The organism is Variovorax sp. Root434 (assembly GCF_001426595.1).
Classification (GTDB): domain Bacteria; phylum Pseudomonadota; class Gammaproteobacteria; order Burkholderiales; family Burkholderiaceae_C; genus Variovorax.
In genome coordinates, this window is sequence record NZ_LMEK01000006.1 from 115,969 (window position 1) to 142,211 (window position 26,243).

19 protein-coding genes and 7 tRNA genes are annotated in these 26,243 nt (G+C 67.5%); 12 read left to right on the forward strand and 14 right to left on the reverse strand.

The features are described 5' to 3' along the window. Window positions 1-10 precede the first annotated feature (10 nt). The gene (locus tag ASD05_RS07270) at window positions 11-1,387 is read right to left on the reverse strand and encodes an EAL domain-containing protein (protein WP_056589702.1); all 1,377 of its coding nucleotides are present in this window, start codon (window positions 1,385-1,387) and stop codon (window positions 11-13) included. Window positions 1,388-1,765: 378 nt separating this feature from the next. Between ASD05_RS07270 and ASD05_RS07275 the strand changes: the two genes are divergently transcribed. Then, window positions 1,766-2,767, forward strand: coding sequence for an alpha/beta fold hydrolase (locus ASD05_RS07275; RefSeq protein WP_056589705.1), 1,002 nt, complete (start codon window positions 1,766-1,768; stop codon window positions 2,765-2,767). Between the two features lie 27 nt (window positions 2,768-2,794). Here the strand turns inward: ASD05_RS07275 and ASD05_RS07280 are convergent, their stop codons facing one another. The 7 genes from ASD05_RS07280 to ASD05_RS07310 all read right to left on the reverse strand — a co-directional run bounded on the left by ASD05_RS07280 (window position 2,795) and on the right by ASD05_RS07310 (window position 12,227). Next, the gene (locus tag ASD05_RS07280; protein ID WP_056589708.1) at window positions 2,795-5,884 is read right to left on the reverse strand and encodes an autotransporter outer membrane beta-barrel domain-containing protein; all 3,090 of its coding nucleotides are present in this window, start codon (window positions 5,882-5,884) and stop codon (window positions 2,795-2,797) included. Window positions 5,885-6,343: 459 nt separating this feature from the next. Further along, the gene (locus ASD05_RS07285; protein ID WP_235507892.1) at window positions 6,344-6,634 is read right to left on the reverse strand and encodes a hypothetical protein; all 291 of its coding nucleotides are present in this window, start codon (window positions 6,632-6,634) and stop codon (window positions 6,344-6,346) included. Window positions 6,635-6,685: 51 nt separating this feature from the next. Continuing rightward, window positions 6,686-7,990 (reverse strand): cytochrome c, encoded by a 1,305-nt coding sequence (locus tag ASD05_RS07290; RefSeq protein ID WP_056589711.1) that lies wholly within the window; start codon window positions 7,988-7,990, stop codon window positions 6,686-6,688. Beyond that, window positions 7,987-10,239, reverse strand: coding sequence for a xanthine dehydrogenase family protein molybdopterin-binding subunit (locus tag ASD05_RS07295; RefSeq protein WP_056589714.1), 2,253 nt, complete (start codon window positions 10,237-10,239; stop codon window positions 7,987-7,989). The genes ASD05_RS07290 and ASD05_RS07295 overlap by 4 nt, the downstream gene beginning before the upstream one ends. Beyond that, on the reverse strand, window positions 10,236-10,739 hold the full coding sequence (locus ASD05_RS07300; protein WP_056589718.1) for a (2Fe-2S)-binding protein: 504 nt from the start codon (window positions 10,737-10,739) through the stop codon (window positions 10,236-10,238). The genes ASD05_RS07295 and ASD05_RS07300 overlap by 4 nt, the downstream gene beginning before the upstream one ends. 185 nt (window positions 10,740-10,924) lie before the next feature. Beyond that, window positions 10,925-11,146, reverse strand: a complete 222-nt coding sequence (locus ASD05_RS07305; RefSeq protein ID WP_007835573.1) for a DUF1059 domain-containing protein — start codon at window positions 11,144-11,146, stop codon at window positions 10,925-10,927. 19 nt (window positions 11,147-11,165) lie between these two features. Beyond that, a complete protein-coding gene (locus ASD05_RS07310) occupies window positions 11,166-12,227 on the reverse strand; it encodes a class I SAM-dependent methyltransferase (protein WP_056589720.1) in 1,062 nt (353 codons plus the stop codon). A gap of 145 nt (window positions 12,228-12,372) precedes the next feature. Between ASD05_RS07310 and ASD05_RS31045 the strand changes: the two genes are divergently transcribed. Together ASD05_RS31045 and ASD05_RS07320 are read left to right on the forward strand one after the other, a co-directional pair. Continuing rightward, window positions 12,373-12,861, forward strand: a complete 489-nt coding sequence (locus ASD05_RS31045; protein WP_056589722.1) for a helix-turn-helix transcriptional regulator — start codon at window positions 12,373-12,375, stop codon at window positions 12,859-12,861. 87 nt (window positions 12,862-12,948) lie between these two features. Continuing rightward, window positions 12,949-14,151 (forward strand): DUF2252 domain-containing protein, encoded by a 1,203-nt coding sequence (locus ASD05_RS07320; RefSeq protein WP_056589724.1) that lies wholly within the window; start codon window positions 12,949-12,951, stop codon window positions 14,149-14,151. A 38-nt stretch (window positions 14,152-14,189) separates the two neighbouring features. Here ASD05_RS07320 and ASD05_RS07325 read toward each other — a convergent pair whose 3' ends face one another. After that, window positions 14,190-14,711: an Lrp/AsnC family transcriptional regulator gene (locus ASD05_RS07325; protein ID WP_056589728.1), complete on the reverse strand. Its 522-nt coding sequence runs from the start codon at window positions 14,709-14,711 to the stop codon at window positions 14,190-14,192. A gap of 92 nt (window positions 14,712-14,803) precedes the next feature. Here ASD05_RS07325 and ASD05_RS07330 point away from each other — a divergent pair, with 92 nt between their 5' ends. From ASD05_RS07330 to ASD05_RS07365, 9 genes are all read left to right on the forward strand, one after another. Next, window positions 14,804-18,412, forward strand: a complete 3,609-nt coding sequence (locus ASD05_RS07330) for an indolepyruvate ferredoxin oxidoreductase family protein (protein WP_056589731.1) — start codon at window positions 14,804-14,806, stop codon at window positions 18,410-18,412. Window positions 18,413-18,544: 132 nt separating this feature from the next. Beyond that, window positions 18,545-18,754 (forward strand): hypothetical protein, encoded by a 210-nt coding sequence (locus tag ASD05_RS30000; protein WP_157610012.1) that lies wholly within the window; start codon window positions 18,545-18,547, stop codon window positions 18,752-18,754. A 205-nt stretch (window positions 18,755-18,959) separates the two neighbouring features. Next, window positions 18,960-19,036 (forward strand) — tRNA-Leu (locus ASD05_RS07335). A 20-nt stretch (window positions 19,037-19,056) separates the two neighbouring features. Next, window positions 19,057-19,134 (forward strand) — tRNA-Pro (locus ASD05_RS07340). A gap of 16 nt (window positions 19,135-19,150) precedes the next feature. Beyond that, window positions 19,151-19,226 (forward strand) — tRNA-Trp (locus ASD05_RS07345). A 19-nt stretch (window positions 19,227-19,245) separates the two neighbouring features. After that, a tRNA-Asp gene (locus ASD05_RS07350) sits at window positions 19,246-19,321 on the forward strand. 139 nt (window positions 19,322-19,460) lie between these two features. Beyond that, window positions 19,461-19,534, forward strand: a tRNA-Cys gene (locus ASD05_RS07355). Window positions 19,535-19,561: 27 nt separating this feature from the next. Beyond that, a tRNA-Asn gene (locus ASD05_RS07360) sits at window positions 19,562-19,638 on the forward strand. A 35-nt stretch (window positions 19,639-19,673) separates the two neighbouring features. Beyond that, window positions 19,674-20,390 (forward strand): SIR2 family NAD-dependent protein deacylase, encoded by a 717-nt coding sequence (locus ASD05_RS07365; protein ID WP_056589735.1) that lies wholly within the window; start codon window positions 19,674-19,676, stop codon window positions 20,388-20,390. A 105-nt stretch (window positions 20,391-20,495) separates the two neighbouring features. Here the strand turns inward: ASD05_RS07365 and ASD05_RS07370 are convergent. The 5 genes from ASD05_RS07370 to prfB form a co-directional block, all read right to left on the reverse strand. Next, window positions 20,496-20,571, reverse strand: a tRNA-Thr gene (locus ASD05_RS07370). Window positions 20,572-20,596: 25 nt separating this feature from the next. Beyond that, window positions 20,597-21,607, reverse strand: coding sequence for a class 1 fructose-bisphosphatase (locus tag ASD05_RS07375; RefSeq protein ID WP_056589738.1), 1,011 nt, complete (start codon window positions 21,605-21,607; stop codon window positions 20,597-20,599). A gap of 26 nt (window positions 21,608-21,633) precedes the next feature. Continuing rightward, window positions 21,634-24,330 carry an aminopeptidase N gene (gene pepN / locus ASD05_RS07380; protein ID WP_056589742.1) on the reverse strand — a complete coding sequence of 899 codons (2,697 nt, stop codon included), beginning with the start codon at window positions 24,328-24,330 and terminating at the stop codon, window positions 21,634-21,636. Continuing rightward, window positions 24,317-24,988 carry an HAD family hydrolase gene (locus ASD05_RS07385; RefSeq protein ID WP_056589745.1) on the reverse strand — a complete coding sequence of 224 codons (672 nt, stop codon included), beginning with the start codon at window positions 24,986-24,988 and terminating at the stop codon, window positions 24,317-24,319. Before ASD05_RS07385 ends, pepN begins: the two co-directional genes overlap by 14 nt. Then, window positions 24,988-26,092, reverse strand: a protein-coding gene (gene prfB / locus ASD05_RS07390) for a peptide chain release factor 2 (protein WP_157610014.1) whose coding sequence is annotated in 2 segments (ribosomal slippage) — window positions 24,988-26,010 and window positions 26,012-26,092 — 1,104 coding nt in all. Because the reading frame shifts where the segments join, the coding sequence is not laid out codon by codon here. Before prfB ends, ASD05_RS07385 begins: the two co-directional genes overlap by 1 nt. Window positions 26,093-26,243: the final 151 nt, after the last annotated feature.

Sequence of the window (26,243 nt, forward strand, 5' to 3'; positions counted from 1 at the left end):
GTGGTTCGAGTTACCCGAAGGGATGCCCGGGAGCGACAGCAGCAGGCCTGGCGGCCGGCTCGGTGCCACGTACGCCGTAGCCCTGCAGCCACCGCGCGCCCACGCGCGAAGCGATGTGCATGTCGTCTTCGCGCTCGATGCCGTCGACCACGACCTGGGCCGCGAAGTGCGTACAAAGGGAAATCATGCCCTGCAGGCACTCGATGCCGAAGGTGTCGTCGCGCGCGCGGCGCAGCAGCGACGCGTCGAGCTTCACGATGTCAGGCCCGCAGGACTGCAGCGCGGCGAGGTTGTCGTTGCCGCCGCCGATGTCCCGCACGGCGATGCGGCAACCGCGCAATTGCATCTGCACGCAGAAGTCGTGGGCGGCCTCGAGATCGGCTAGCGTGGCGCTGCCCACGATCTCGATCACGAGGCGAGAGGCCAGCGCGGGCTCTTCGTCGAGTGCCGAGCACAGCGAGGCCCACCAGTGGTCGAGCTTGGTGCTCTGCGCGCAGATGCCCACGCCGATGTGCGCGGAGGTTTGCGACCGCAGTTCCGCCAAGGCCTGGCGCACCGCGATGCGATCGAACGCGCGAGCCAGCCCCAGCCGCTGCAGGCACGGCAAGAACACCTCCTGTGCAAGAAGCGCCGGTTCGCTGCGGCTCGGCGGCAGACGCACGCGCCCTGCGAGGTAGAAGGTGCTGGCATTGCCGCCAGCGTGCACCACAGGCTGCCATTCGAAGGAGAGCGCCTCGGTGCGCAGCGCTTCGCTGACGCGCACGGCGACTTCCATGTCGGAGCGGTAGCGCTGGCACCATTCGTCGGCCCTGTTCTCGCGCAAATCCGGAAACGGTTGCGCAGTCCACAGGGCGAACTCGATCTCCGACGTGCCGAGCTGCTCGGGCGGACGCACCTCGATCCAGTCGGCATGCAACTGCACCATCGCGGCGATGCCCTTCGCACGCACCGGTTCGGCGCCAAGCACGGCAAGCAGCGTCTCGATGGGGCGGCTCCGGTGGCGTACGTCGTGCGGCAGCTCACGGATGTTGCGCGCGCCGCAGACGAACGCGTCGTTGGCCCACAGCAGGAAGCAGTCGTCGCGCAGCCGGGCCATGTCGCTGGCGGCCGAGGTGAGGAAGTGGGCGCACAGGCGGCGCTGTATTTCCAGGCTGGCGGCGGCTCCGAAATCCTGCCCATAGGCTTCAACGAGGTGCGGCAGGTTCGCGATGAACACATAGGCGCAGGCCCTGCGCGGCGCAGTTTGCAGGGCGGGTGCGGCGTCGGTTGCAACAGATGGCGCGGCCCGCGCGCTTCGCTCGGCATGCTCCCCGTGCACGCGGCCTTCCGCCGCTGTGCGTGGAGCCCATGCGACGGACCACGGAGTCTGTGGTGAGAGGGCGACCATCTGATCCTCCTTCGAACATTTCGTTTTATGAACCTTCCGGATGCTACGGATTGCAACGGTAGTTGACAGCGCTTTCGCTTCCCAACTGTGTTTCCCGTCACATCTGCCCCGGGGCTCGCACTGCGCCAGCGAAAATTTCATTCCCTTTTGGCGTGCATGGAGTAGCGCACTCCGCACAGGTTTTTTCAAGATAGCCAAAAGGCTGCGCGCCGACAGCGAAAGATCGTGTGCACAAAGGATGCGGTCGATAAGCTGAAGCGGAAAGTACGCGGTACGGCAAATCTCCGTTGTCGATGGACGGCCATGGAAAGCCGTCGTGAGAGAACGCCGGTGGTGGCACCATCGGGATCAGTGAAGCACTCGTCGAAACTTCTGGTGATGCGCATCATCCTTTGGAGCGCTGCAATCGTCGCCCTGGCCGTTCTCATGGGCGTCGTGTACGAGCAGGCCGGCCGCTACCGCGCGGCGCGCGACTTCCCCGCGCCCGGGAAGATGGTCGACATCGGCGGGCGAAGAATCCAGCTGGATTGCCGAGGCTCCGGCTCGCCGACCGTCGTGTTCGAAGCAGGCCTGAGCGCCGACGGTTCGTTGAGCTGGTCGGCCGTCCAGCCGAAGATCGCAGCGCACACACGCGCCTGCTCATACAGCCGCGCGGGGCTGATGTGGAGCGATCCTTCGGAGGCGCCTCACAGCGCAAGGCAGGTGGCGCACGATCTTCACGCGGCACTCGCCCGTGCGGGCGAGCAAGGCCCCTACGTGCTGGTCGGCCAGTCGCTGGGCGGCCTCTTCGCCACGAGCTTCACGAGGCACTTCGGCGCCGAGGTGGCGGGGCTGGTTCTCGTCGACCCTTCGCATCCGGACCAGGTCGCGCGCGTCGCGGACTTCATGACGGAGACGCGGTCGTTGCGTTCGCGCATCGCCGTGTCGCTCGCGTGGTCCGGCCTGCTGCGCGCGGCGGCTCCCTCGCTGCTGCCGCAGGCGCGGAACCAGACGGCGCGCGATGCGCAGGCGATCCGCGCCTTCGCGCCGAAGTCGTTGAGCACGCAGTTGGCGGAGAGCGATGCGACCGACGCCACGCTCGCCGAGGCCGGCACCTTCCGCGACCTGGGCAACCGCCCGCTGGTGGTGCTCACCGCAATGGCACCGTACACCGAGACGGAACTCCGGGGGATGAAGATCACGCCCGCGCAGGGCACGCAGGTGCAGGCCATCTGGAAGCAGCTGCACGAGGACGAGGCGACATGGTCCTCGCGAGGCAGGCAGGTGCTGTTGCAGAACGCCGGTCACGACATCCAGTTCGACGACCCGGATGCGGTAATCGACGCGGTGCTGTCCGTCGTCGCGGCGGTTCGCGCGGATCTCGGCGCCGCGCCGCACTGACGCAGCGGCGGCAACAGCAGCGGCGCCTTACCAGCGGACCTTCACGCCCACGCTGGCGTCGATGCTGCTCTTCGTGCGCGTGGCGCCACCCGATGCCCACAGCTTGCCAAGCTCCGCGTACAGGCTCATGTTCGGCGTCAGCTGCAGCGTGGCGCCTGCCGCCAGTTCGGTGCTGGTGCCACCGGTGCGCGTGGCGATGTCGGTGTACGCCGCGGGGCCGATGAAGCGGGTGACGTCGGTGCCGCCGCTGCTGCGGTAGACGTTGGCCCGCACGTAGGGCTGCAGCAGGCCGGCGGAGGTGGCGATCTCGCCCTTGACCCGCACGCCCGCGCGCGCCAGCCATCCGCTGTGGCTGTCCTGCTGCACCAGGGCGCCCGGGATGCCCGTGTCGTGCAGGCTCACGCGCTGGTGCACCAGCTGCAGCTGGGGCTCGAGGGTCCAGTTCGGCGCGATGGAGAAGGCCTGGCCCACCTCGATGGAGGCCAGCAGGCTGTTGCCGCTGCCGGAGCTGCCGAAGCCCAGCGTGGGTGCCGCCGTGTAGCGGTGGCGGCCGGCCTGCAGCACGCCGTCCACGTACAGGCCGCTGCCATTCTTCCAGGTGGCATAGGCGCCCAGGTACTGGTTCTGCAGGTCGTTGGAACCGGCCGCGTAGTTCGCAAGGCCGCGGGCGAAGCCGGTCACGCGCATGTCGCCGTCGAGTTCGCCGATATAGACGCCGGCGCGCCAGTTGGCGTCGGCCCACAGATCGGTGCCGGCCTGGAAGCCCGTGAGGCGCCCGTTGCTCGCGGGGCTGACGGTGCCGCTCTGGCCGATGGTGCGGTTCGTGCTGATGAGGCGCGCCCAGGTCTGGCGGTAGCCCTGGTCCGGCGTGGCCGTGTTGGCACCGGCCGGGCCCTCGTCGCCCACGCGCTGGTGCATGTTGCCCAGCATCGCCAGATTGGATTGGCGCAGCTGCTCGGGCAGCGCCGCGTACAGCGGCACTTCGGCGCGGTATGTTGGCACGATGACGCCGCCGCCACTGCCGCCACCGGCACTGCCGCCAGTACCACCGCCAGTACCGCCACCGTTCCCGCCACCGGCCGGCGGGACGACGACGGCGCTGGAGCGCAGGTACCAGTTCTCGCCCGCGCCGGTCGCGTCGGCGGCGTACAGCCGGTACTCGAAGGCGCCGGCATCGACGTGGCCGCCCGCCAGGGCGAAGGCGCTCTTCGTGGTCTGCGCGGTGGTCGTGGCGCCGTTCAGCGCGCTCACGACTTCGATGCCGTTGCCGGCGGTCAGCGCACCCAGGCCTCCCAGGTTGGTGATCTGCACGTTGGTCGTGCCGCTGGCAATGGCGGTGCTGCCGCTGAGGACCAGCCGGTCGCTCGCGCTGGTGCTGTCGCCCAGCGCCGTGCCCAGGCGCAGCGTGCCGCCGTTGCCCACCCACGGCCCTGTGACCGTGAGGATGGTGCCGGGCGCGGCGCCCAGCAGCGAGACGGTGCCGCCATTGGCCATGGATGCGATGGTCTGACTCTGGCCGGCCAGGTCCAGCGTCGCGCCCGAGGCGACCGTGAAGGCGCTGGTGCTGCTGAAGGTGTTGGCCGCGCCGGCGCGCAAGGTGCCGGCGGCGACGTTGGTGGCGCCGGTGTAGATGTTGGCGCCGCCCAGGGTGAGGGTGCCCGCGCCGTCCTTCACGAGGCCGCCGGCGCCCGAGATCGGGCCCGTCCAGCCCATGTCGTGACCGTTGGTGTTGAAGGTGCCCGTGCCGCCCAGCAGCAGGGCATTGCCCAGGCTCAGGCCACCCGCGCCGGCGATGATGCTGGCCGTGGCGCCGCTGTCGATGGCAACGGCGCCCGACAGCGCCGCGCCGGTGTTCAAGGTGAGGCTGTTGCTGCCGCCCGTGAACTGCACGGCCGACGCGCGGGTGATGCCATCGCCGCCCAGTCCGCCCGAGATGGTGCCGCTGCTGCTGATGGCGAGGTTGGCGCCCATCACGCCCACGCCGCCTGCACCGTTCGCGCCGCTCGCGCCCCCGTTGCTGTTGGCGCCGCCGACGCCCCCGGCGCCGCCGGTGATGGAGCCGCTGTTGGTGATCGTTGCCCCGGCGCCCGTGGCCCCCAGGCCGATGCCGCCGTCGCCGCCAGCGCCCGGCGCGCCGGTGCCTCCCGCGCCGCCGCCGCCGGCTCCGCCAGCGCCCCCCGCGCCTGCCGTGACTGCGCCGGTGTTGACCACGGTCACGGCGCTGCCGGTCAGCGTGATGCCGTTGCCGCCGGCGCCGCCGCCGCCGCCCGAGGCGTTGCTGCGCGCCGGCAGCAATTCGGACCCGCCTGCGCCGCCGGCCCCGCCCGCGATGGTGCCGCTGTTGGTGAACGTGAGGCCCGGCGTCGTGGCGTTCAGGAAGAACCCGCCGCCGCCGCTGCCGCCGCCACCGCTTTGCGAGAAGGCGCCGCCGCCCTGGCCGCCCGCGCCGCCCGTCGAACTGCCGGAGGCCGTGTAGTTGCCGAGCGGGCCGATGAGGATGGAGCCGTAGCCCCCGGCGCCGCCGCCACCGGCCGCCCAATAGCCATCGCCGCCCGCGCCCCCGGTGCCGCCGGTGTAGCTGTCCGAGGAGGAAGAGACGCCGCTGCCGATCGACGCGCCCTGGAAGCCACCCCCGCCGCCGCCGCCGTATCCGTTGCCGTTGCTGAAGTCGCCGGTCTGGGACTGGCCCGCGCCGCCGTTGTCGCCCTGCATCACGCCTGGGCTGACGACGTTGCTGGTGGTGCCCGCGGCGCCGCCTGTGCCTGCGGTGGCGCCGCCGAAGGAGCCGATGTTCGCGTTGGAGCCCGCCGTGACGCCGGCATCGGTCGACGACCCACCGGCTCCTCCGCTGGCGCCCAGCGTGGTGTCGTTGAGTCCGCCGCTGCCACCGCTGCCGTTGCTGCCGCCGCTGCCGGCATGCAGCGTCGAATCGCCGACGGGCTGGCCGCCGGCGCCGCCAGCCGCCAACGCCGGCCCGGCGCCCAGAAGCAGCACCGCCACGGCCACGGCCCCCAGTTCGCCCAGCCGCTCCGACCGCGCGTGGCCGCGCGAGGTTTCGGGGGCGGCGACCCATGTGCCGAGCGTTGGATTCCACAGGGTTCGAAAAATCTTGTTCATGGCATCAATCGTCCGTTCGTTACCTGGCGGGCAGGCTCCCGTGCGCTGGAGCACTCTCCTTTGCGCGTGCAGATGTCTTGTTTTTCTGTTTGCAAGACAAAATGTAAGTACGCGTATGGGGCGGCGATATGCCCGGAACCGGGTACCCCTGAGGAGGGTCGATGGGGAGTGCGTGGGAGCGTGCAGCCTGTGCCGTGACCGCTCGGCATGGCTCGCGGCGCGGCGGCGCGGGCCTCTTGGGGCCGATCTCGAGGGCCGCAGACATCAGGGGCGGAGCGCCGCCTGCCGCGGAACTCGTCTGAACTGTGTCTTAAAGTAACCGATGTTTCGTGCCGGATACAGCACTGTTTGGCCGTTGCGGCCGATCCGGTCCTCAATCGCCAGTGCTTGTCGGAACTTCCGGCGCCGGCAGGGTGGGCTCGAATTGCGCGGCGCCGCTCGCCGCGTCGCAGCTTGCCTTTACTCGGCCGCGACCTGCTCCGGCTCCTGGCGCAATTCCGCAAGATCGCGCTCCCCGACGCAGTGGCCTTCGAGCCGCACATAGATGCGTTCGAAATCGCCACCGAGTGCACGGGCCACGTCGCACAGGCACTCGGCGAGCGTGGCGAAGTCGCCGTCACGGTACGAACTGGGCGGTATCACGCCTTTCGAACGCGGCGCACGAACGGTGTAGGCGTAAGACGCAGCTTCTTGCCTAAGCTCCACCACAGGCTGCAGGCAGAGCTGAACTTCCCTGACTCTTTTTTTCATGGCCGCAGTGTAGGTGCGGCCCCGCTGGTGCTGCCCCTGGGGCAGGGGGCGTCATTGCGTGCGCTGCTTCGCGACGAACTCCGGCGTTACCGTGCCCTGCTTGTTGCCGAATTGCGCGATCACGTAGTTGGCGAGCGCCGCGACTTCGGTGTCCGTGTAGGCCTTGCCGAAGGCCGGCATGTAGACCTCCTTGTCGTGCACGCGCATCCTCACGCCCTGCAGAATCATCTGCGTGACGTTGGAGCCGTCGGGGTCGTTCACGCCGCGCGTTCCCAGCAGCGATGCGTTGGCCGTCTGCTGGCCTTGCCCGTTCCACTGGTGGCAGCTCGCGCATGCCGCAGCAAAGAGCCTGAGCCCTTGCTCGTGGCCCTCGGCCGTGTTGGCGGCCGGTGCCGCCGCACTCGCCGCAACGGCCCACGGTGCCTTCGCATCGACCTCGATCGGCGCCTTGCCCGACTTCGCTGGCACCGTGCGCAGGTAGCTCACGAGCGCCGAGGCGTCCTCCGGCTTCAGGTATTGCAGGCTGTGTTCCACCGCCTCGCCCATGGGCCCCGAAGCCGAGCCTCGGCCCTCGGCATACCCGGTCGTGAGGTACGAGGCAAGCTGGGCATCGCTCCATGCGCCGATGCCGTTCTTCGCATCTGACGTGATGTTGTAGGCGCGCCAGCCCTGGACCGACTCTCCCGCGAGGTCGTTGCCCCTTTCCATCGCGAAGGCGAAGTTGCGCGGCGTATGGCATTCCGCGCAGTGGCCGAGCGCCGTCGCGAGGTACTTGCCCTGGTTCCATGCCGGCGGCTTGGACGCATCGGCCTCGAAACGGGTGCTCTTGAAGAAGGCCGCATTCCAGAAACCCATGGCCCAGCGCTGGTTGAACGGAAATCCCAGGTCGGCCTCCCTGTTCGGCTGGTTCACCTTGGGCAGGCTGAAGATGTACGCCTTGATCGCGAGGATGTCCTTGCGGCTCAGCGCGGTGTACGAGGTGTACGGGAACGCCGGGTACAGGCGCTTGCCGTCCGCGCGCACGCCGTCGTGCAGCGCGCGCACGAACTGGTCGTCGCTCCAGTTGCCGATGCCCGTGGCCGGGTCCGCGGTGATGTTCGACGAGTAGATCGTGCCGAAGGGCAGCACGAAGGGCAGGCCGCCCGCAAAGGGCTGCCCCTTGCCGGGCACCGTGTGGCAGGCGACGCAGTCGGCGGCCTTGGTGAGGTATTCGCCGCGCACCAGCAGCGCCGCATCGGCCGGCGCACCGGCCAGCACCGGCGCCTCGCCCTCGGAACCGTCGGTGCGGTTCAGGAAGAAATACAGCGCCGCGCCAACGACGAACAGCACCACCAGCACCTTGAGGAACCGCTTCATGCCGCGCTCCTTGCGCCGTGTCCGGCATCGGCGATCTTTTTCTTCAGCGCCTCCTTGTCCTGCGCCAGCAGCGCACGGTTCACCGGCAGCGCGCGCAACCGCACGCCCGTGGCCGCGAAGATCGCGTTGGCGAGTGCGGGCGCCGCAATGGCGGTGCCGACCTCGCCGAGCCCGCCGGGCGCCTCGCCGCTCTTGACGGTATGGACCTCGATCGGCGGCGCCTCGTTGATGCGCAGCATCCGGTAGTCGTGGAAGTTGCTCTGCTCGATGGCGCCTTCGCGCAGCGTGATCTCGCTGAAGAGTGCGGCGCTCAGGCCGAACAGCAGGCCGCCCTGGATCTGCGCCTCGATGGAGCTCGCGTTCACGGCAATGCCGCAGTCGAGCCCGACCACCGCGCGCCGCATGCGCACCTCGCCCTGCGGCGTGACCTCGACCTCGACGATCGCGCACACGCGGCTGCCGAAGGCATCGCCCACGGCCACGCCGCGGCCGACGCGGGCCGGCAGCGTGCCCTTGCCCCAGCCGATCTTGTCGGCGGCCAGGTCGAGCACCGCGAGCGTGCGCGGGTTCTTCTTCAGCATCGCGCGCCGGTAGGCCACCGGGTCTTTCTTCGCGCGCTGCGCCAGTTCGTCGATGAAGCTCTCCATCACGAAGAGGTTGTGCGTCGGCCCCACGCCGCGCCACCAGCCGACGTTCAAACCGGGCGGCATGTCGTGCCGCACCCACTCGACCTTGAGGTTCGGCAGGTCGTAGCAGGGCTCGGCCACGCATTCGATCAGATCGCTGTCCATGCCGTCCTTGCCCATGAAGGCCGGAGCCCATCGGCCCAGCACCGTGCCGCCCGCAATGCGGTCGCCGAACCAGAGGATCTGGCCGTCGCCGTCGACCACAGCCGAGATGTCGTCGTGGTACATAGGCCGCACGATGTCGTGGCGAATGTCTTCCTCGCGCGTCCACACCACCTTGAGCGGGTAGGGCACCTGCTTGGCGAAGGCCACGGCCTGCTCGACCGAATCGGTCTCGAGCCGGCGGCCGAAGCCGCCGCCCAGGTACTGGTTGTGCAGCACGACCTTGTCTTCCGCAAGGCCGGTGACCTTGGCCGCGGCGCTCACGCAGCGCGTTGGCACCTGCGTGCCGACCCAGATCTCGCACTCGCCGGGCCGCACGTGCACCGTGGTGTTGAGCGGCTCCATCGTCGCGTGGGCCAGCATCGGCAGGTCGTAGGTCGCCTGCACCAGCGTGCCCTCGGGCCGCTTGCCGGATTCCTTGCCGACGATCGCCTTGTCCTTCGCCAGCGCACCGGCCAGCGCCGCGCGCAGCTGCTGCGTGGTGAGCGCGGCGTTCTGCCCCGGCGTCCACTGCACGTTCAATGCATCGAGACCCCGCTTCGCAGCCCAGAAATGCTCGCCCACCACCGCAACCGCGTCCTTGATGCGGAGCACGTCGATCACGCCCGGAATCGCACGCGCGGCCTTGTCGTCCACCGAGGCCAGCACGCCGCCGAGCGTGGGGCAGGCCTTGACCGTCGCCACCTTCATGCCCGGCAGGCGCACGTCGATGCCAAACTGCGTGCTGCCGTCGACCTTGCCGGCCGAATCGACGCGCCGCAGCGGCTGGCCGATGAGCTTGAAATCCTTCGGTTCCTTCAGCGCCACCTTGGCGGGCATCGGCAGCTTGGCGGCCGCACCGGCAAGCGCGCCGAAGCCGAGTTGCCGGTTCGACGGCGCGTGGCTCACCACGCCGCGCGCGACCGTGCAGCTCGCAGCATCGACCTTCCACTGCGCGGCGGCAGCGCTCACCAGCAGCGTGCGCGCCACCGCGCCGGCCTCGCGCAGCACGCCGTAGGTGCCGCGCGTGCTGGTCGAGCCGCCGGTGATCTGGCCGCCGAGCAGCGGCATGCCGTACAGCGCCTCGTTCGGCGGCGAGTGCTCCACGCGCACCTGGTCGAGCTCGACGCCGAGCTCCTCGGCCAGCAGCATCGCCGAGCCGGTGTAGATGGCCTGGCCCATCTCGGCCATCGGCATCACGAGGCGCACGCCGCCATCGGCGTCGATGCGAATGAACGCGTTCGGCGCGAAGGCGGGGTTGCCATCCGCCAGCGCAGCGGCCGCGTCGGCGGGCTGCTGCCGCGGGCTGATGGCGGCAAACGCCTTGCTCCCGCCGACCCAGGTGAAGGCCAGCGCAAGGCCACCGGCCTGCAGTGCGCCGCGCCGGCTGATACCCACGGCACCCACGGCGGCCGGCTTCACGATGCGCTCCTGACAGGCATCGCGACGACTGACTGCAGCACCTCGGCCTTGCCGGTGGCGGCCTGCTTGATGGCCGCGCGAATGCGCGAGTAGGTGCAGCATCGGCAGATGTTGCCCGACATGGCCATGTCGATGTCGGCGTCGCTCGGGTTGGGCGTGCGCTTTAGCAGCGCGGTCGCGGACATGATCTGGCCGGACTGACAGTAGCCGCACTGCACCACGTCGACGTCGAGCCACGCCTTCTGGATGCTCTTGCCGGCCGGTGTCTGCGAAACGGCTTCGATGGTGGTGACGGCCTTCTTGCCGATGGTGCCGATCGGCAGCACGCATGAACGCACGGGCTGGCCGTCGAGGTGCACGGTGCAGGCGCCGCACTGCGCGATGCCGCAACCGAACTTGGTGCCGGTGAGGCCGACGACGTCGCGCAGTGCCCAGAGCAGCGGCATGTCGTCGGGAGCGTTGAGGGCAACGGACTGGCCGTTGATGTTGAGATCGATCATGGACCCGCCTTCTTGTCTGGTTCGCCGTGGTGGCAGCGAACCATAGCGCGACTTCGGAAAGCGCGCTCGGCGGGCAAGGCAGCACTCAAGCGGGCTGCTCGGATTTCATCGGCGGGTGCTCATTGCAAGCACCCGAAGGTATTCATCGCCGTGCGAAACGGCGCTCGGGTCCGCGCAGGATCGTCTCAGGCGGGAGCCTTCTGTGCGGGCGCTTGCACCGGCGGCGTGCCGGTCTTGAACATGCTCGCCAGTTGCTTGCGCAATTCGGGCGTGTCGGTGTGGCCGTGGACGGCCACGGCGTGCTGGACGGCGGCATCGAGCAGTTCGCTCTCGCTGTCTGCGGACAGCGCGACACTGCAGTTCATCGTGCTCGGATACTCGCGGCAGTCGATGTATTGGCGTGACATGGCAGCTCCTGGAATGTCCTCACGGACGTGCTTCGAAAATCAGGTTGAATGGCGTCTCGCTGGCGCGGCGGAAATGCGTGAATCCGCCTTGCGTGACGACGTCGCGCAGGCGCGCCTCGCCCGCCTGCGCACCGAGGCAAAGACCCACCTCCTGCGAGCGCGAGGCCGGCGTGCAGATGAAGTTCGACGCTGAATAGAACACGCGCCCCACGGGGTTGATGTTGTCCTCCAGCCGGTCGTTGGCGAACGGCTCCACGAGCATCCACGTGCCCTGCGGCTTGAGGCTTCGCCGCACGTGCGCCGCTGCGCCGACGGGGTCGCCCATGTCGTGCAGGCAGTCGAAGAACGCAACCAGGTCGTAGTCTTCGCCGGGAAAGTCCTTCGCGCTCGCGACCTCGAAGCGCAGGCGCTTCGCATCGTCGATGCCGGCCTTGCGCGCCGTTTCGCGCGCGCGTTCGATCGAAGGTGCGTGGTAGTCGAAGCCGACGAAGCTGGACTCGGGATAAGCCTGCGCCATCAGCAGCGTCGATGCCCCGTGCCCGCAGCCAACGTCGGCCACGCGCGCGCCGCGCTCCAGCAGCGGGCCGACACCTTCGAGCGCCGGAATCCACTGGCTCACCAGGTTGGCCGCATAGCCGGGCCGGAAGAAACGCTCGGTGCCGTTGAAGAGGGCGGGGTCGTGTTCGTGCCAGCCGATGCCCAGGCCCGTGCGCATGGCCTGGACCATCTTGGGAATAGCCTTGAACTGCGCCACGGCGATCTGGAAGGCGCCGGGTACGAAGGCCGGGCTGCCTTCCTCCGCGAGCGCGAAGGCCTGCTCCTCGGACAGCGAGAACAACTCGCCCTTCGGTTCGTACTGCACATAGCCGCTGGCGGCCTGTGCCGAGAGCCATTCGCGCAGGTAGCGCGGGTCGGTCTGGGTGCGGCGGGCCAGCGCCTCGGCGGTGGCGGGGCCTTCGGCCAGCGCCTTGTACAGGCCCAACTGGTCGCCTGCGACGATGGTGGCTGCGTGCATCACGGCACCGATGTCATGGACGAAGTTACCCATGAACGCGTTAAGCCGTGTTTCGTCGATAGCCATGTGTATCCCCTTCGCCGGCCAGCGGCATACGCGGCGCTTGCCTGCCTATACTGGATCGGCGGCAAAGGGCCTGCGAGCATCCTGCGTCTCGATGCATGCAGGCGCCATACGCAGCAATGCGTATGTGCCGTGAAAGGGGCCTGCCATGACGCACCTGACGCGCAATGACTGCGCAAGCGCACTTCGCCTGCTGGAGCAGTTGGAGTCCGGGCATTCGCCCGTGCGGCATCGCGAGGCCGGCAGCAATGGCTTGCGCACGACCCTGCACGTCGCCAAGGCACCGGGCCGGCGCGAATTTCGCCGAGCCGAACTGCAGGCCGACTACTGCCGGCGCGTGGGGCTGGAGCATGCGGTGGCGGTGGCCTTGCTTTACCGGCTGGCCCGCCGCACCAAGGCGCCGTTGCCCGCTGCGCGGGCCATGAACGCACCGCCCCCCGGCCTCACGCCCCGCGAGGGCGAGGTCATGCAGTGGCTCTCGCGCGGCAAGACCGACGCCGAGATCGCCGCCCTGCTGGCGATCAGCCCGCGCACCGTGCACAAGCACCTGGAGCATGTCTACGTGAAGCTGGGCGTCGAGACGCGCACGGCGGCCGTGCTGCGCTCGCTCGGCATGGGCAGGCCCGACATGCCCTGAAAAAAGCGCGCCCGGCAGGCAAAGCCGGGTATCGGCACGCGTTGGCCGAGAATCTGCCGCTCATTCAAGCGGGAAACGAACAACGCCATGCTGAACGTCGCCAAGACCATCCGCAAATTCAACGCCGGGCGCGATCTCGAGCGCCTGGTGATGAAGTACGCCAACCTGCGCGCCAATCCCTTCGTCTTCCTGCGCGGCACCTGCCACTTGTTCTACGACCGCCTGCCGGCCGATGCGCTGTTCACCAAGGCGCCGGCGGCCTGGCTGTGCGGCGATGCCCATCTGGAGAACTTCGGCAGCTACAAGGGCGACAACCGGCTCGCCTATTTCGATCTCAACGACTTCGACGAATCGTCACTGGCGCCAGTGACGTGGGAACTGGTGCGCTTCCTGTCGAGCATCCTGGTGGCCGGCGGCAGCCTGCGCGCCACCCCCGACGATTCGAACGCGCTGTGCAAGGTGTTTCTCCAAGGCTATGCCGGTGCATTGGCGCTCGGCAAAGCCCGCTGGGTGGAGCGCGACACCGCCAGCGGCCTCGTTCATGAACTGCTCGCGACGCTCAAGGCCCGCACGCGCGCCGCCTTTCTCGACAAGCGCACCGAACGGAAGAACGGCGGCCGGCGCATTCGCCGCGACGGCGAGCACGCGCTGCGAGCCGACAGGGCCGGGCGCGAGAGGGCGGCCAGGCTGGTCGACGCATTCGCGGCATCGCAGGACAACCCGGGCTTCTTCAGGGTGCTCGACGTGGCGCGGCGCATCGCCGGCACCGGCAGCCTGGGAATGGAGCGCTACGTCGTCCTGGTCGAAGGCAAGGGCTCGCCCGACGGCAACTACCTGCTCGACCTGAAGCAGGCGTCGTCGTCGTCGCTCGTGCCGCACCTGAAGATCAGGCAGCCCGCGTGGCCATCGCAGGCGCATCGCGTGGTGGCAGTCCAGCGCCGCATGCAGGCTGTGTCGATGGCTTTCCTGCACCCGATCGTCGATGGCAACTCTTCTTATGTACTGCGCGACTTGCAGCCCAGCGAGGACCGGGTGAGCCTCGACGTGCGCCGTACCGGACTGGGCCAGGTCAGCGGCGTGATCGAAGAGATGGGGCAACTCATGGCCTGGGCGCACCTGCGCAGTTCGGGGCGCCAGGGCTCGGCCATCGCAGACGAGTTGATCGACTTCGGCACCTCGGCCAAGTCGTGGCGTCGCGACCTGCTGGACGCTGCGCACCAGTGCGCAACGCAAGTCGAGAACGACTGGAAGGCCTACTGTCAGGCTCATGACGCGGGGAAGATGGCCTAGCCTTCCCCGCCGGGCTGCGTCATGCCGTTCGTGCAGCCCTAGCTTCGCCGCGGCCCAGCGGCGCGTGCCTTGCCAGGCAGCAGGTGGTCGAGCGGCAGCGCCGTTTCCGACTTGATCTCGCGCAGCACGATGCTCGAGCGCACGTGCGTCACGCCGGGCAGGCTGAACAGCACCTCGTGCAGGAAGCGCTCGTAGTGCTTCATGTCCGGCACGGTCACGTTGAGGATGTAGTCCGCCGGTCCGGTGGCCGACACGCAGCGGATGATCTGCGGGCTCGCGGCCACCGCCTCCTCGAAGCGCTGCACCATCGCCTCGCTGTGGCGGTCGAGGTTCACCTCGGCCACGGCCGACACGTGCAGGCCCACCAGTTCAGGATCGACCAGCGCCGTGTAGCCGCGGATGACGCCGGCCGCCTCCATGTCCTTGATGCGCTTCCAGCAGGGCGTGGGCGACAGGCCCACGGTCTCGGAAATCTGCTGCACCGTCTGGCGGCCGTCATGCTGCAGTGCAGAAAGAATCTTGAGGCAATGCTCGTCAAGAGAAAGAGAATCGACGTTCATGGCGAACTCCGAGAAGATTATTCTTCAAACAAGGGTTGGCGCCAGTGTATTGAAGAAGCACTTCCGCGGGGCATCGCAGAACAATTCCGGGCATGAACGCCCCACACAACGCGACCGCACTCAGGCGGCCCGGCTACCAGCTTTCCGACAACCTCTGGGCCCCGTCGGGCTCGGTCTTCCTCACCGGCACGCAGGCACTGATCCGCGTGCTGGTGATGCAGGGCCGGCGCGATGCGCAGCGCGGCCTGCACACGCAGGGCTTCGTCAGCGGCTACCGCGGCTCGCCGCTGGGCATGGTCGACCTGGCGATCTGGAAGGCCGGCGAACGGTTCAAGGAAACGGGCATCCGCTTCGTGCCGGCCGTCAATGAAGAGCTGGCGGCCACGCAGGTGCTGGGCACGCAGCGCGTCGAGTCCGACCCCGAGCGCACGGTCGAAGGGGTGTTCGCCATGTGGTACGGCAAGGGGCCGGGCGTGGACCGCGCGGGCGACGCGCTCAAGCACGGCAACGCGTACGGCTCGTCGCCGCATGGCGGCGTGCTGGTGGTGGCGGGCGACGACCACGGCTGCGTGTCGTCGTCGATGCCGCACCAGAGCGACCACGCCTTCATGGCCTGGCGCATGCCGGTGATGCAGCCCTCGTGCATCGCCGAGTACCTGGAGTTCGGCCTGTACGGCTACGAGCTGTCTCGCTACTCGGGCGCCTGGGTCGGCATGGCGGCGCTGTCGGAGGTGGTGGAGAGCGCGGGCACCGTGGACCTGGACGTGGTCAACGCGCGCGTCGAGGCCTGGGAAGACGCCGACACCGTGCGCGCCGCCACAGGCCATCGCGCGCCGGCGGATGGCCTGCACTACCGCTGGCCCGACCTGCCTTCGCTGCGCATCGAGTCGCGGCTCGAAGACAAACTCGCGGCCGTGGCCGCATTCACCAAGCGCAACAGCATCGACCGCCACGTCATCGTGAGCGAGCACGCGAAGGTGGGCATCGTCACCTGCGGCAAGGCGCACCACGACCTGATGGAGGTGCTGCGCCGGCTCGAACTGTCGCCGGAGCAACTGGCCCGCGCCGGTGTGCGGCTCTACAAGATCGGCCTGAGCTTTCCGGTGGAGCAGACGCGCATCAAGGCCTTTGCGCAGGGGCTCGAAGAAATCCTCATCGTCGAGGAGAAGGGCGCGGTCGTCGAGACGCAGCTGCGCGACATCTTCTACAACGCACCGGCCAATGCGCGGCCCCTGCTCGTGGGCAAGCACGACCGCGAAGGCCAGCCGCTGGTGTCGGCGCTCGGCGAACTGCGCCCGTCGCGGCTCATCGAGCTGGTCGCGCACTGGCTGGCCGTGCACTTCCCCGACAACCACGACCTGGGCGACCACCTGCAGCACGTGCGCGACTTCACGCCGCCCGAGCTGCTCGGCAACGCGAGCGACGCTGTCAAACGTGTGCCGTACTTCTGCGCCGGCTGCCCGCACAACACCAGCACCAAGGTGCCCGAGGGCTCGACCGCACGTGCGGGTATCGGCTGCCACTTCATGGCCAACTGGATGGACCGCAGCACGGCGGGGCTGATCCAGATGGGCGGGGAGGGCGTCGACTGGATCTCGCACGCGATGTTCACGAAGACGCCGCACGTGTTCCAGAACCTGGGCGACGGCACCTACTACCACTCGGGCTATCTCGCGATCCGGCAGGCCGTGGCGGCCAAGGCGACGCTCACCTACAAGATCCTGTTCAACGACGCGGTGGCGATGACCGGTGGCCAGCCTGTCGACGGCGCGATCAGCGTGGACGCCATTGCGCGCCAAGTCGAGTCCGAAGGCGTGAGCAAGGTCGTCGTCGTCAGCGATGCCATCGGCAAGTACGACGACATCAAGGACCGCTTTCCGAAAGGCACCGAGTTCCACGACCGCGCCGCGCTCGACGACGTTCAGCGCCGCCTGCGCGAAATGGCCGGCGTGACCGTGCTCATCTACGAACAGACCTGCGCGGCCGAGAAGCGCCGCCGCCGCAAGAAGGGAGAGCTGGCCGATCCGCCCAAGCGCCTGTTCATCAACGAAGCCGTGTGCGAAGGCTGCGGCGACTGCGCCGTGCAGAGCAACTGCGTGGCCGTGCTGCCGCACGAAACGCCGATGGGCCGCAAGCGCAAGATCGACCAGACCAGCTGCAACAAGGACTATTCCTGCGCCAAGGGCTTCTGCCCCAGCTTCGTGGGCGTGACAGGCGGCAAGCTGCGCCGCAAGAGCGGCGCGCTGGCCGCTGGGCGCGACGCCTTCCTGCATCGCGTGGCCGCACTGCCGCACCCCGCAGAGCATGTGTGGGCCGCGCCGTACGACCTGCTCGTGACCGGCGTGGGCGGCACCGGCGTGGTGACCGTCGGCTCGGTGATCGCGATGGCCGCGCACCTCGAAGCCAAGGCCGCGAGCGTGCTCGACTTCATGGGCTTCGCGCAGAAGGGCGGCTCGGTGCTGAGCTTCGTGCGCCTGGCCGATTCGCGTGAGCGGCTGCACCAGGTGCGTATCGACACGCAGCAGGCCGACGCGATCCTCGCCTGCGACGTGGTGGTGGGCGCGTCGGCCGATGCGCTGCAGACCGTGCGGCACGGACGCACGCGCGTGCTTGCGAACATCCACGAGATTCCGGTGGCCGAGTCGCTGCGCAACCCCGATGCGGATCTGCATGTGGACCTGCTGCTGGAGAAGATGCGCTTCGTCGCCGGCGAGGAGCAGGTCGAGACCTTCGACGCGCAAAGCCTCGCGGAAGAATTCCTCGGCGACACGCTGGCGGCGAACATCGTGGCGGCGGGCTATGCATGGCAGCGCGGCTTGGTGCCGCTGAGCCTTGAGGCGCTGATGCATGCGATCGAGCTGAACGGCGTGGCCGTGGCGTCCAATCAATCGGCGTTCTCGCTGGGGCGGCTCGCGGCGGGCGACCCTGCGGCGCTCGACCAGTTGCGCGCAGCGCCCACGGACGCACACGCTTCGCAGGCCGACGAGCGCCCGCTCGACGTGCTGATCGCCGATGCACGCCGCCACCTGACGGGCTACCAGAACGCCGCGTGGGCAGACCGTTTCGAGGCGCGCATCCGCAGCCTGCGTGCGCGCGAGGCTGCACTGGCGGGCGGCGATGCGAGCCTGCCTTTCACGCGCAACGCGGCGCGCAGCCTGCTCAAGCTCATGAGCTACAAGGACGAGTACGAGGTGGCGCGGCTCTACACCGACGGCGAGTTCGTGAAGAAGCTGTCGGAGCAGTTCGAAGGCGACCTGAAGCTCGAATTCCACATGGCGCCCCCGCTGGTCTCGCGCGCCGCGAACGGGCATGCGCCCGCCAAGATCCGCATCGGCGGCTGGATGCTGCCCGCCATGCGCTGGCTGGCGCAGGGCAAGCGGTTGCGCGGCACGGCGTTCGATCCGTTCGGCCGCACCGGCGAGCGGCGTACGGAGCGCGAGCTGATCGCGCATTTCGACGGGCTGTTCGATGCGATGGCCGGCGAACTCTCGGCCGGCAACCAGGCAACGGCCGCGCGCATCGCGGCACTGCCGCTGTCGATTCGCGGCTTCGGCCACGTCAAGCTCGCGAACCTCGAAGCCGCGAAGGTGCAGGAGGCGGAGCTGCTGCACCGGTTTGCACCGGCGCACTATGCGAAGCCGGAGCGTGCGCCGGGGGCAGGGCAGATTCGGGGGATTGCGATCGTGGCTGGTGCGCGATAGCGGCTGCCTTGATGAGCTTGTCGCGTGGGCTGTGTGGCCACCACGGGACTTCAAAAAAAGTCGATCAAAGTTGTTGACGATTGTGTAAAGACTATTTACAGTCCAATCCACTCAACGCCAACAGGACATATCGTGAAAGCCGCACAGATCCGCATCTACAGCACCTGCCCCGCATCGGGCAATGTGTTCGTGCGTGTCGCGTCGCGTGACGGCCTTGGCTTTGGTCTGCTGCCGTCGTTGCAGCAACTCGATCAATACCCGTACCCCATGCAAGAGCCGCAGGCCAATCTGTGGCCGAGCGATTGCAAGGATCAGGTGCAACCGGGTGGAGGATGCGTGTAGACGCAGACCTCCCAAGCTCTCTCAAGCAGAGGCCCGGACACCGCAAGGTTCCGGGTCTCTTTGTTTTTGCCTCACTCAATCTTTTCAGGCAGCGATCGTGCTGCATGACATCGGGCTCCAGCCCCGTGAACGCTCTTTAAAAATTCGCAAGCAACGAGGCGAGACCGGCCACTGGAACGGATCGTCGCCTCACATCACCTATTCAGCCCTGGTGACGAAACCGGCAAACGTGTCCGCCTTAGAAGCGGAATTCTGGGAGTTCGAGTCTCCCCCGGGGCACCAATTTTCTCGAACAGATTTCTCTGGGTGTAGTGTCAATCTGGTAGACGGCCTGCCTTGGAAGCAGGAGGCTGCAGGTTCAAATCCTGCCACTCAGACCATCTATTTTTTCTCTTCGCGTGTGTAGCTCAATTGGCAGAGCACTGGACTCCAAACCCAACGGTTGAAGGTTCGACTCCTTCCGCGCGCGCCAGTCACTCTTTTTCTTCCTCGTTCCGCTAACTCAGTGGCCAGAGTGCCTCCCTGTCCAGGAGGAAGCCAGGGGTTCGACTCCCCTGCGGAACGCCATTCATCAACTCGTCTCTTCGCGGATCGTGAGCAGCACTGGCGACTGCAGCGGGCTGTAACCCCGCCTCCTTTGGAATACTTCGTTCGACTCGAAGACGATCCACCATCTTCTTCCCTCCACAAATCAGCAGCAGTTTTCGGCGCGGTAGCAAAGCGGCTGTGCAGCGGATTGCAAATCCGTCCAGACCGGTTCGACTCCGGTCCGCGCCTCCATTCACATCACATTCTTCAATCCATTTTTCCCCGATAGCTCAGCTGGTAGATGCGGCGCACTGTTAATGCGCAGGTCACACGTTCGATCCGTGTTCGGGGAGCCAATAATTCAACAGCAAAGCCAAAGGAGTGCCGAAGCATGAAATCCCGGGTCCAGCCGAACAAGATCGTCGTGCTCTCGGGCTCCGGCGTGAGCGCCGAGAGCGGCCTGCCCACGTTCCGCGATGCCAAGGGCTTGTGGAACAGCTACTCGTGGCAGGAGCTCGCAAGCCCGGACGGCTGGCAGCGGCACCCGGAGGCGGTGCTTGCCTTCTACAACGAGCGGCGTGAGAAGGCATGGCAGGCACAGCCGAATGCCGCGCACATCGCGATCGCCTCACTCGAGCCAGCGTATGAGGTGGTGATCGTCACGCAGAACGTCGACGCCTTGCACGAGCGCGCGGGCTCGCGCAACGTGCTGCATCTGCACGGGCAACTCGCGTATGCGCGCGGAACGCCCGAGTCCGACCCGAAGCGCTATCGCATCGACAGCGATCCCATCGCAATGGGTCAGCTGTGCGAAGACGGCACGCAACTGCGGCCCGACATCGTCTGGTTTGGCGAAGCCGTGCAGCACTTCGAGGAAGCCGAAGAGCACGTGGCCACCGCAGCGCGCGTGCTGGTGGTGGGCACGTCGCTCACGGTCCATCCGGCTGCATCTCTTGTTCGATACGCGGACCGCACCGCGCAGAAGGTGCTGGTTGCGCTCGACATGGAAGAGGTGCCGCATGGCTTCACTTTCCTGCAGGGCAGGGCGACGGAGGTCGTGCCTGCGCTGGCCCTGAAATGGTTGAGCGAGGTGTCGGCGGCTTCGTAGCTGAACTCGACGCGGCAAACCAAAAGGCCCGCCATCGTTCGATGGCGGGCCAAATTCCGCATAACGAAAAAGCCCGCTACCTTTTGGATAGCGGGCTTTTAGTTTTGGTGCCGGAGAGATGAATCGAACACCCGACCTTCTCATTACGAATGAGCTGCTCTACCGACTGAGCTACACCGGCGAAGCCTCAGATTATAGCCAAGAAATCAAGGCTTCTCGGCGTGGTACTGCGTCAACCGCTCAACTTCGTTACGCGAACCCAACATCACGCTCACCCGCTCGTGCAGTTTGGTGGGCTGCAGGTCCAGGATGCGCTGCTTGCCGTTGGTCGCGGCGCCGCCGGCCTGCTCGACCAGCCAGCTCATGGGGTTGGCCTCGTACATCAGGCGCAGCTTGCCGGCCTTTTCGGGCTCGCGCTTGTCCCACGGGTACATGAAGACGCCGCCGCGCATCAGGATGCGGTGCACGTCGGCCACCATGCTGGCGATCCAGCGCATGTTGAAGTCCTTGCCGCGCGGGCCTTCCTTGCCGGCCAGGCATTCGTCGATGTAGCGCTTCATGGGCTCGTCCCAGTGGCGCATGTTGCTCATGTTGATCGCGAATTCCTTGGTGTCGGCCGGAATCTGGATGTCTTCCTGCGTCAGCACGAAGCTGCCTTGCTCGCGGTCGAGGGTGAACATGGCCACGCCGTTGCCCACGGTCAGCACCAGCGTCGTCTGGGGGCCATAGATGCAGTAGCCGGCGGCCACCTGCTGGGTGCCCGGCTGCAGAAAGTCGCTTTCCTGCACGCCGGGGTGGTCGTCGGGCTTCTTCAGCACACTGAAGATGGTGCCGATGCTGACGTTCACGTCGATGTTGCTGCTGCCGTCGAGCGGGTCGAACATGAGCAGGTATTCGCCCTGCGGGTAGCGGTTGGGCACCACGTAGATGCTGTCCATTTCCTCGCTGGCCATGGCCGCGAGGTGGCCGCCCCATTCGTTGGCCTCGATGAGCACTTCATTGGCGATGATGTCCAGCTTCTTCTGGATCTCGCCCTGCACGTTCTCGCTCTCGGCGGTGCCGAGCACGCCGCCCAGCGCGCCCTTGTTGACGGCCTGGCTGATGCTCTTGCAGGCGCGCGCGACCACTTCGAGCAGCAGGCGCAGCTGGCCGGGAATGAGGCCGTCGGCGCGTTGTTGTTCGACGAGGTAGCGGGTGAGGGAAATCTTTTGAGCCATGTGTTTTCCGGGTTCGGGGTTCTTCTTCAGTTGCCTGCGAGAGCGCGGGTCACCACTTCGTGGGTGTCCTTGCTCAGGTCCGGCTTGGCCGCCACGCGGGCGATCGCTTCGCGCGCGGCGCTGCGGTAGGGCTCGGCCAGCTTGCTCCAACGATCGAGCGCACGCGCGAGGCGGGCTGCGACCTGGGGGTTGATGGCGTCGAGCTCGATCACGCGCTCGCTCCAGAACACATAGCCGGCCGCGTCGGGGCGGTGGAAGGCGCCGGGGTTGGCGCTGCAGTAGCTGAAGATCACGCTGCGCGCGCGGTTCGGGTTCTTCAGCGAGAAGTCGGGGTGCTTCATCAGCTGCTTCACCAGCGGCAGGATGTCGCCGCCGCGGTCGCTGGCGCCGGCCTGCAGCGAGAACCACTTGTCGATGACCAGCGCCTCGTCCTTGAAGATGGCGTGGAAGCGCGCGAGCGCCTGCGCCGCCAGGGTGTGGCCCGACGACACCAGCGCGTTGAGCGCGTTGAAGCGGTCGGTCATGTTGCCCGCGTCCTTGAAGCGCTGCAGCGTCTTGCCCGGCCACACGACGTCGCCCGAGGAGCGCGCCGCCAGGCACAGGAAGTTGAGCGCCATGCCGGCCAGCGCGCGGCGGCCCGACGAGGTCGGGTCGGGGCTGTAGGCGCCGGTGTCGTGGTGCTCTTCATACGCCCACTGCCAGTCGGCGAAGAGGGCGGTGGCCAGCTGGGCGCGCATGGCTTCGCGTACGAGGTGCACACGCTGCGGGTCGACCACGTCGAGCTGCTCGGCGATGTAGGTTTCCGACGGCAGCGTGAGCACCAGTTCCTTGAAGGCGGCGTCGAGCTGCGGGTTGCGCAGCACGCTGCGCATGGCGTCGATGTACGCGTCGTTCAGTACCGGCGTGGTGTCGGTGGCCAGCGCGGCAATGCCCTGCAGCGCGGCGCGCAGGCCCAGGCGCTGGCCGGCTTCCCAGCGATTGAACGGGTCGGGGTCGTTGGCCAGCAGGGTGAGCAGTTGGGCGTCGGTGTACTCGAAGTCGAGGATCACCGGCGCGCTGAAGCCGCGCAGGATGGAAGGCACGGGCTCGGCGTCGAGGCCGGTGAAGGTGATCTGCTCGCCGGCGCGCGACAGCACCACGGTGCGCGTGCCCTGCGTCGCTTCGCTCTCGCCTTCGAGCTGCAGCGGCAGTTCGCGGCCGCTGCTCGCGTCGAGCAGGCCCACGTTCAGCGGAATGACGAAGGGCTCCTTGGTCGGCTGGCCCGGCGTGGGTGGGCAGCTCTGCACCACGCTCAGGGTGTAGCTGCGGTTCTGCGCGTCGTACACGCCGTGGGCCGCGAGGCGCGGCGTGCCGGCCTGGCTGTACCAGCGCTTGAACTGGGGCAGCAGGCGGGCCAGTTCCGATTCGGGGTTGGCGCCGGCAATGGCCTGCGCGAAGTCGTCGCAGGTCACGGCCTGGCCGTCATGGCGCTCGAAGTAGAGCGTGATGCCGCGCTCGAAGCCCTTGCGGCCGACCAGCGTCTGCATCATGCGCACCACCTCGGCACCCTTTTCGTAGATGGTGACGGTGTAGAAGTTGCTGATCTCGATGTAGCTGTCGGGCCGCACCGGGTGGGCCATGGGGCCGGCGTCCTCGGGGAACTGGGCAGTGCGCAGCACGCGCACGTCTTCGATGCGCTTGACGGCGCGGGCCGAGGCGTCGGCGCACAGGTCCTGGCTGAATTCCTGGTCGCGGAAGACGGTGAGGCCTTCTTTCAGCGAGAGCTGGAACCAGTCTCGGCAGGTGACGCGGTCGCCGGTCCAGTTGTGGAAGTACTCGTGGCCGACCACGCTCTCGATGTTGCTGTAGTCGGCGTCGGTGGCGGTGGCCTGGTTGGCCAGAACGTACTTCGTGTTGAAGATGTTCAGGCCCTTGTTCTCCATGGCGCCCATGTTGAAGTCGCTGGTGGCGACGATCATGAAGCGGTCGAGGTCCAGCGGCAGGCCGAAGCGGGCTTCGTCCCACAGCACCGAGTTGATGAGCGAGTTCATCGCGTGCTCGGTCTTGTCGAGGTCGCCGGCGCGCACGTACACCTGCAGCAGGTGTTCCTTGCCGCTGCGCGCCTTGATGCGCTGCTCGCGCGCCACCAGCTTGCCGGCCACCAGGGCGAACAGGTAGCTGGGCTTCTTGAACGGGTCGACCCACTTCGCGAAGTGGCGGCCTTCGGGCAGTTCGCCCTGCTCGACGAGGTTGCCGTTCGACAGCAGCACCGGGTAGGCGGCCTTGGCGGCGCGCAGCGTTACGGTGTACATCGCCATCACGTCCGGACGGTCGAGGAAGTAGGTGATGCGGCGGAAGCCCTCGGCCTCGCACTGCGTGAAGAAGGTGTCTTCGCTCACGAACAGGCCCATCAGCTTGGTGTTCTTGATGGGGCAGCAGGTGGTGAAGATTTCGAGCTCGAACGCGTCGGGCAGGCCGTCGATGACGAGCTGGTCGCCTTCCATGCGGAACGACGCACCCTGGCCGTTGACGAGCACGCGCGCCAGGTTCAGTTCGTCGCCGTGCAGGCGCAGCGGTTCCAGCGGCACCTCGGGGTTGCGGCGCATCTGCATGCGGTTGAGCACGCGGGTCTTGGCGGGGTCGAGGTCGAAGGTGAGGTCGACGGTGTCGATCCAGTAGGCCGGAGCGGCATAGTCTTCGCGGCGAATGGCAATCGGTTGCCCTTGAGCGTCACGCAACATCATCGAGTGTCTCCAGAAAATTCGAATGAGCGAGTTCGTCGTAGTCGCGAACCGCGGCAATCACATGGGGGCCGGCAAGCTCGGCGGCGGTATGGGTGCTGCACACGGCCACGGCACGCATGCCGCCGCGGCGGGCGGCTTCGATGCCGAAGGGCGCGTCTTCAAAAACGATGCAGCGTTCGGGCGCAACGCCGATGCGGCGTGCAGCTTCGAGAAAAATGGCGGGCGTGGGCTTGCCGCTGAAGCCTTCGTCGCCGCCCACTATGGCCAGCGGCAACGGGTCCATCTTCAGGCGCGACATGGCGAACTCGATGTTGTGCCTGTCGCCGGCCGTGCCGACCGCCACCTTCAGCCCGCGCGCGACGGCCGCCTTGGCGAAGGCGGAGAAGCCCGCCACTTCGGCGAAGTTGTCGCTGAACATGGCGCGGTAGATTTCTTCCTTCTCGTGCACCAGCACCTGGCACTCGGCGTCGGAGAGGTCGCGCTCGAACAGCTCGCGCATGCACTCGGTGCCGGTGCGGCCCGTGGTGCGCGCAAGGATGTCGCTCACGTCGAGCTTCAGCCCGTGGCGCGCCACGAACTCCACCCACGAGCGCGCATGCCAGGGCATGGAGTCGATCATGGTGCCGTCCATGTCGAAGATCAGCGCTTCGACCTTCATCAGACGCCTTGCTTCAGAGAGGCTTCGATGAACACGTCGAGATCGCCGTCCAGCACCTTCTGCGTGGCCGAGACTTCGACGTTGGTGCGCAGGTCCTTGATGCGGCTGTTGTCCAGCACGTAGCTGCGGATCTGGTGGCCCCAGCCCACGTCGGTCTTGCTGTCTTCCAGCTTCTGCTGCTCTTCCTGGCGCTTGCGCATTTCGTGGTCGTACAGGCGCGAGCGCAGGCGCTTCCACGCCACGTCGCGGTTGCTGTGCTGGCTGCGGCCGTCCTGGCACTGCACCACGATGCCGGTCGGGATGTGCGTCAGGCGCACGGCCGAGTCGGTCTTGTTGATGTGCTGGCCGCCGGCGCCGCTGGCGCGGAAGGTGTCGGTGCGCACGTCGGACGGGTTGATCTCGATCTCGATGGAGTCGTCGATTTCCGGGTACACGAAGATGCTGGCGAAGCTGGTGTGGCGCCCGCCCGACGAGTCGAAGGGCGACTTGCGCACCAGGCGGTGCACGCCGGTCTCGGTGCGCAGCAGGCCGAAGGCGTAGTCGCCCTCGACCTTGATGGTCGCGCCCTTGATGCCGGCGGTGTCGCCGGGTGTTTCGTCTTCGATCTGCGTCTTGAAGCCCTTGCGCTCGGCGTACTTCAGGTACTGGCGCAGCAGCATGCTGGCCCAGTCGCAGGCCTCGGTGCCGCCGGCGCCGGCCTGGATGTCGACGAAGGCATTGAGCGGATCGGCCGGGTTGTTGAACATCCGGCGGAATTCGAGCTGCTTGATGTCGGCTTCGAGCGTGGCGGCGTCATCGGCAATGGCCTGCAGGCCGTCCATGTCGCCGTCTTCCTTCGACATCTCGTAGAGCTCGGTGTTGTCCGAGAGCCCGTTGGTGAGCCGGTCGAGCGTGACGACCACGTCGTCGAGCGACTTCTTTTCCTTGCCCAGTTCCTGGGCCTTCTTCGGGTCGTTCCAGACGTTCGGGTCTTCGAGCGATGCGTTGACTGTCCTCAGTCGTTCAGCTTTGGCATCGTAGTCAAAGATACCTCCGTAAATCGACCGTACGGACGCTCAGGTCCGCGAGCATTGCGCCGATTTGGTTGATCTGTTCTGCGTCCATGGGGTGTCCTGACTGTGAGGGTTGGTGTTCGGGGGAACCCGACATTTTCTCACGCTCCGAAAACCCGCCCTGCCGAGGCCCTGTATTGCTCCTTCCCCCTCTGGGGGAAGGCTGGGATGGGGGCGGGCAGGGCGCTCCATGGATGCGCCGC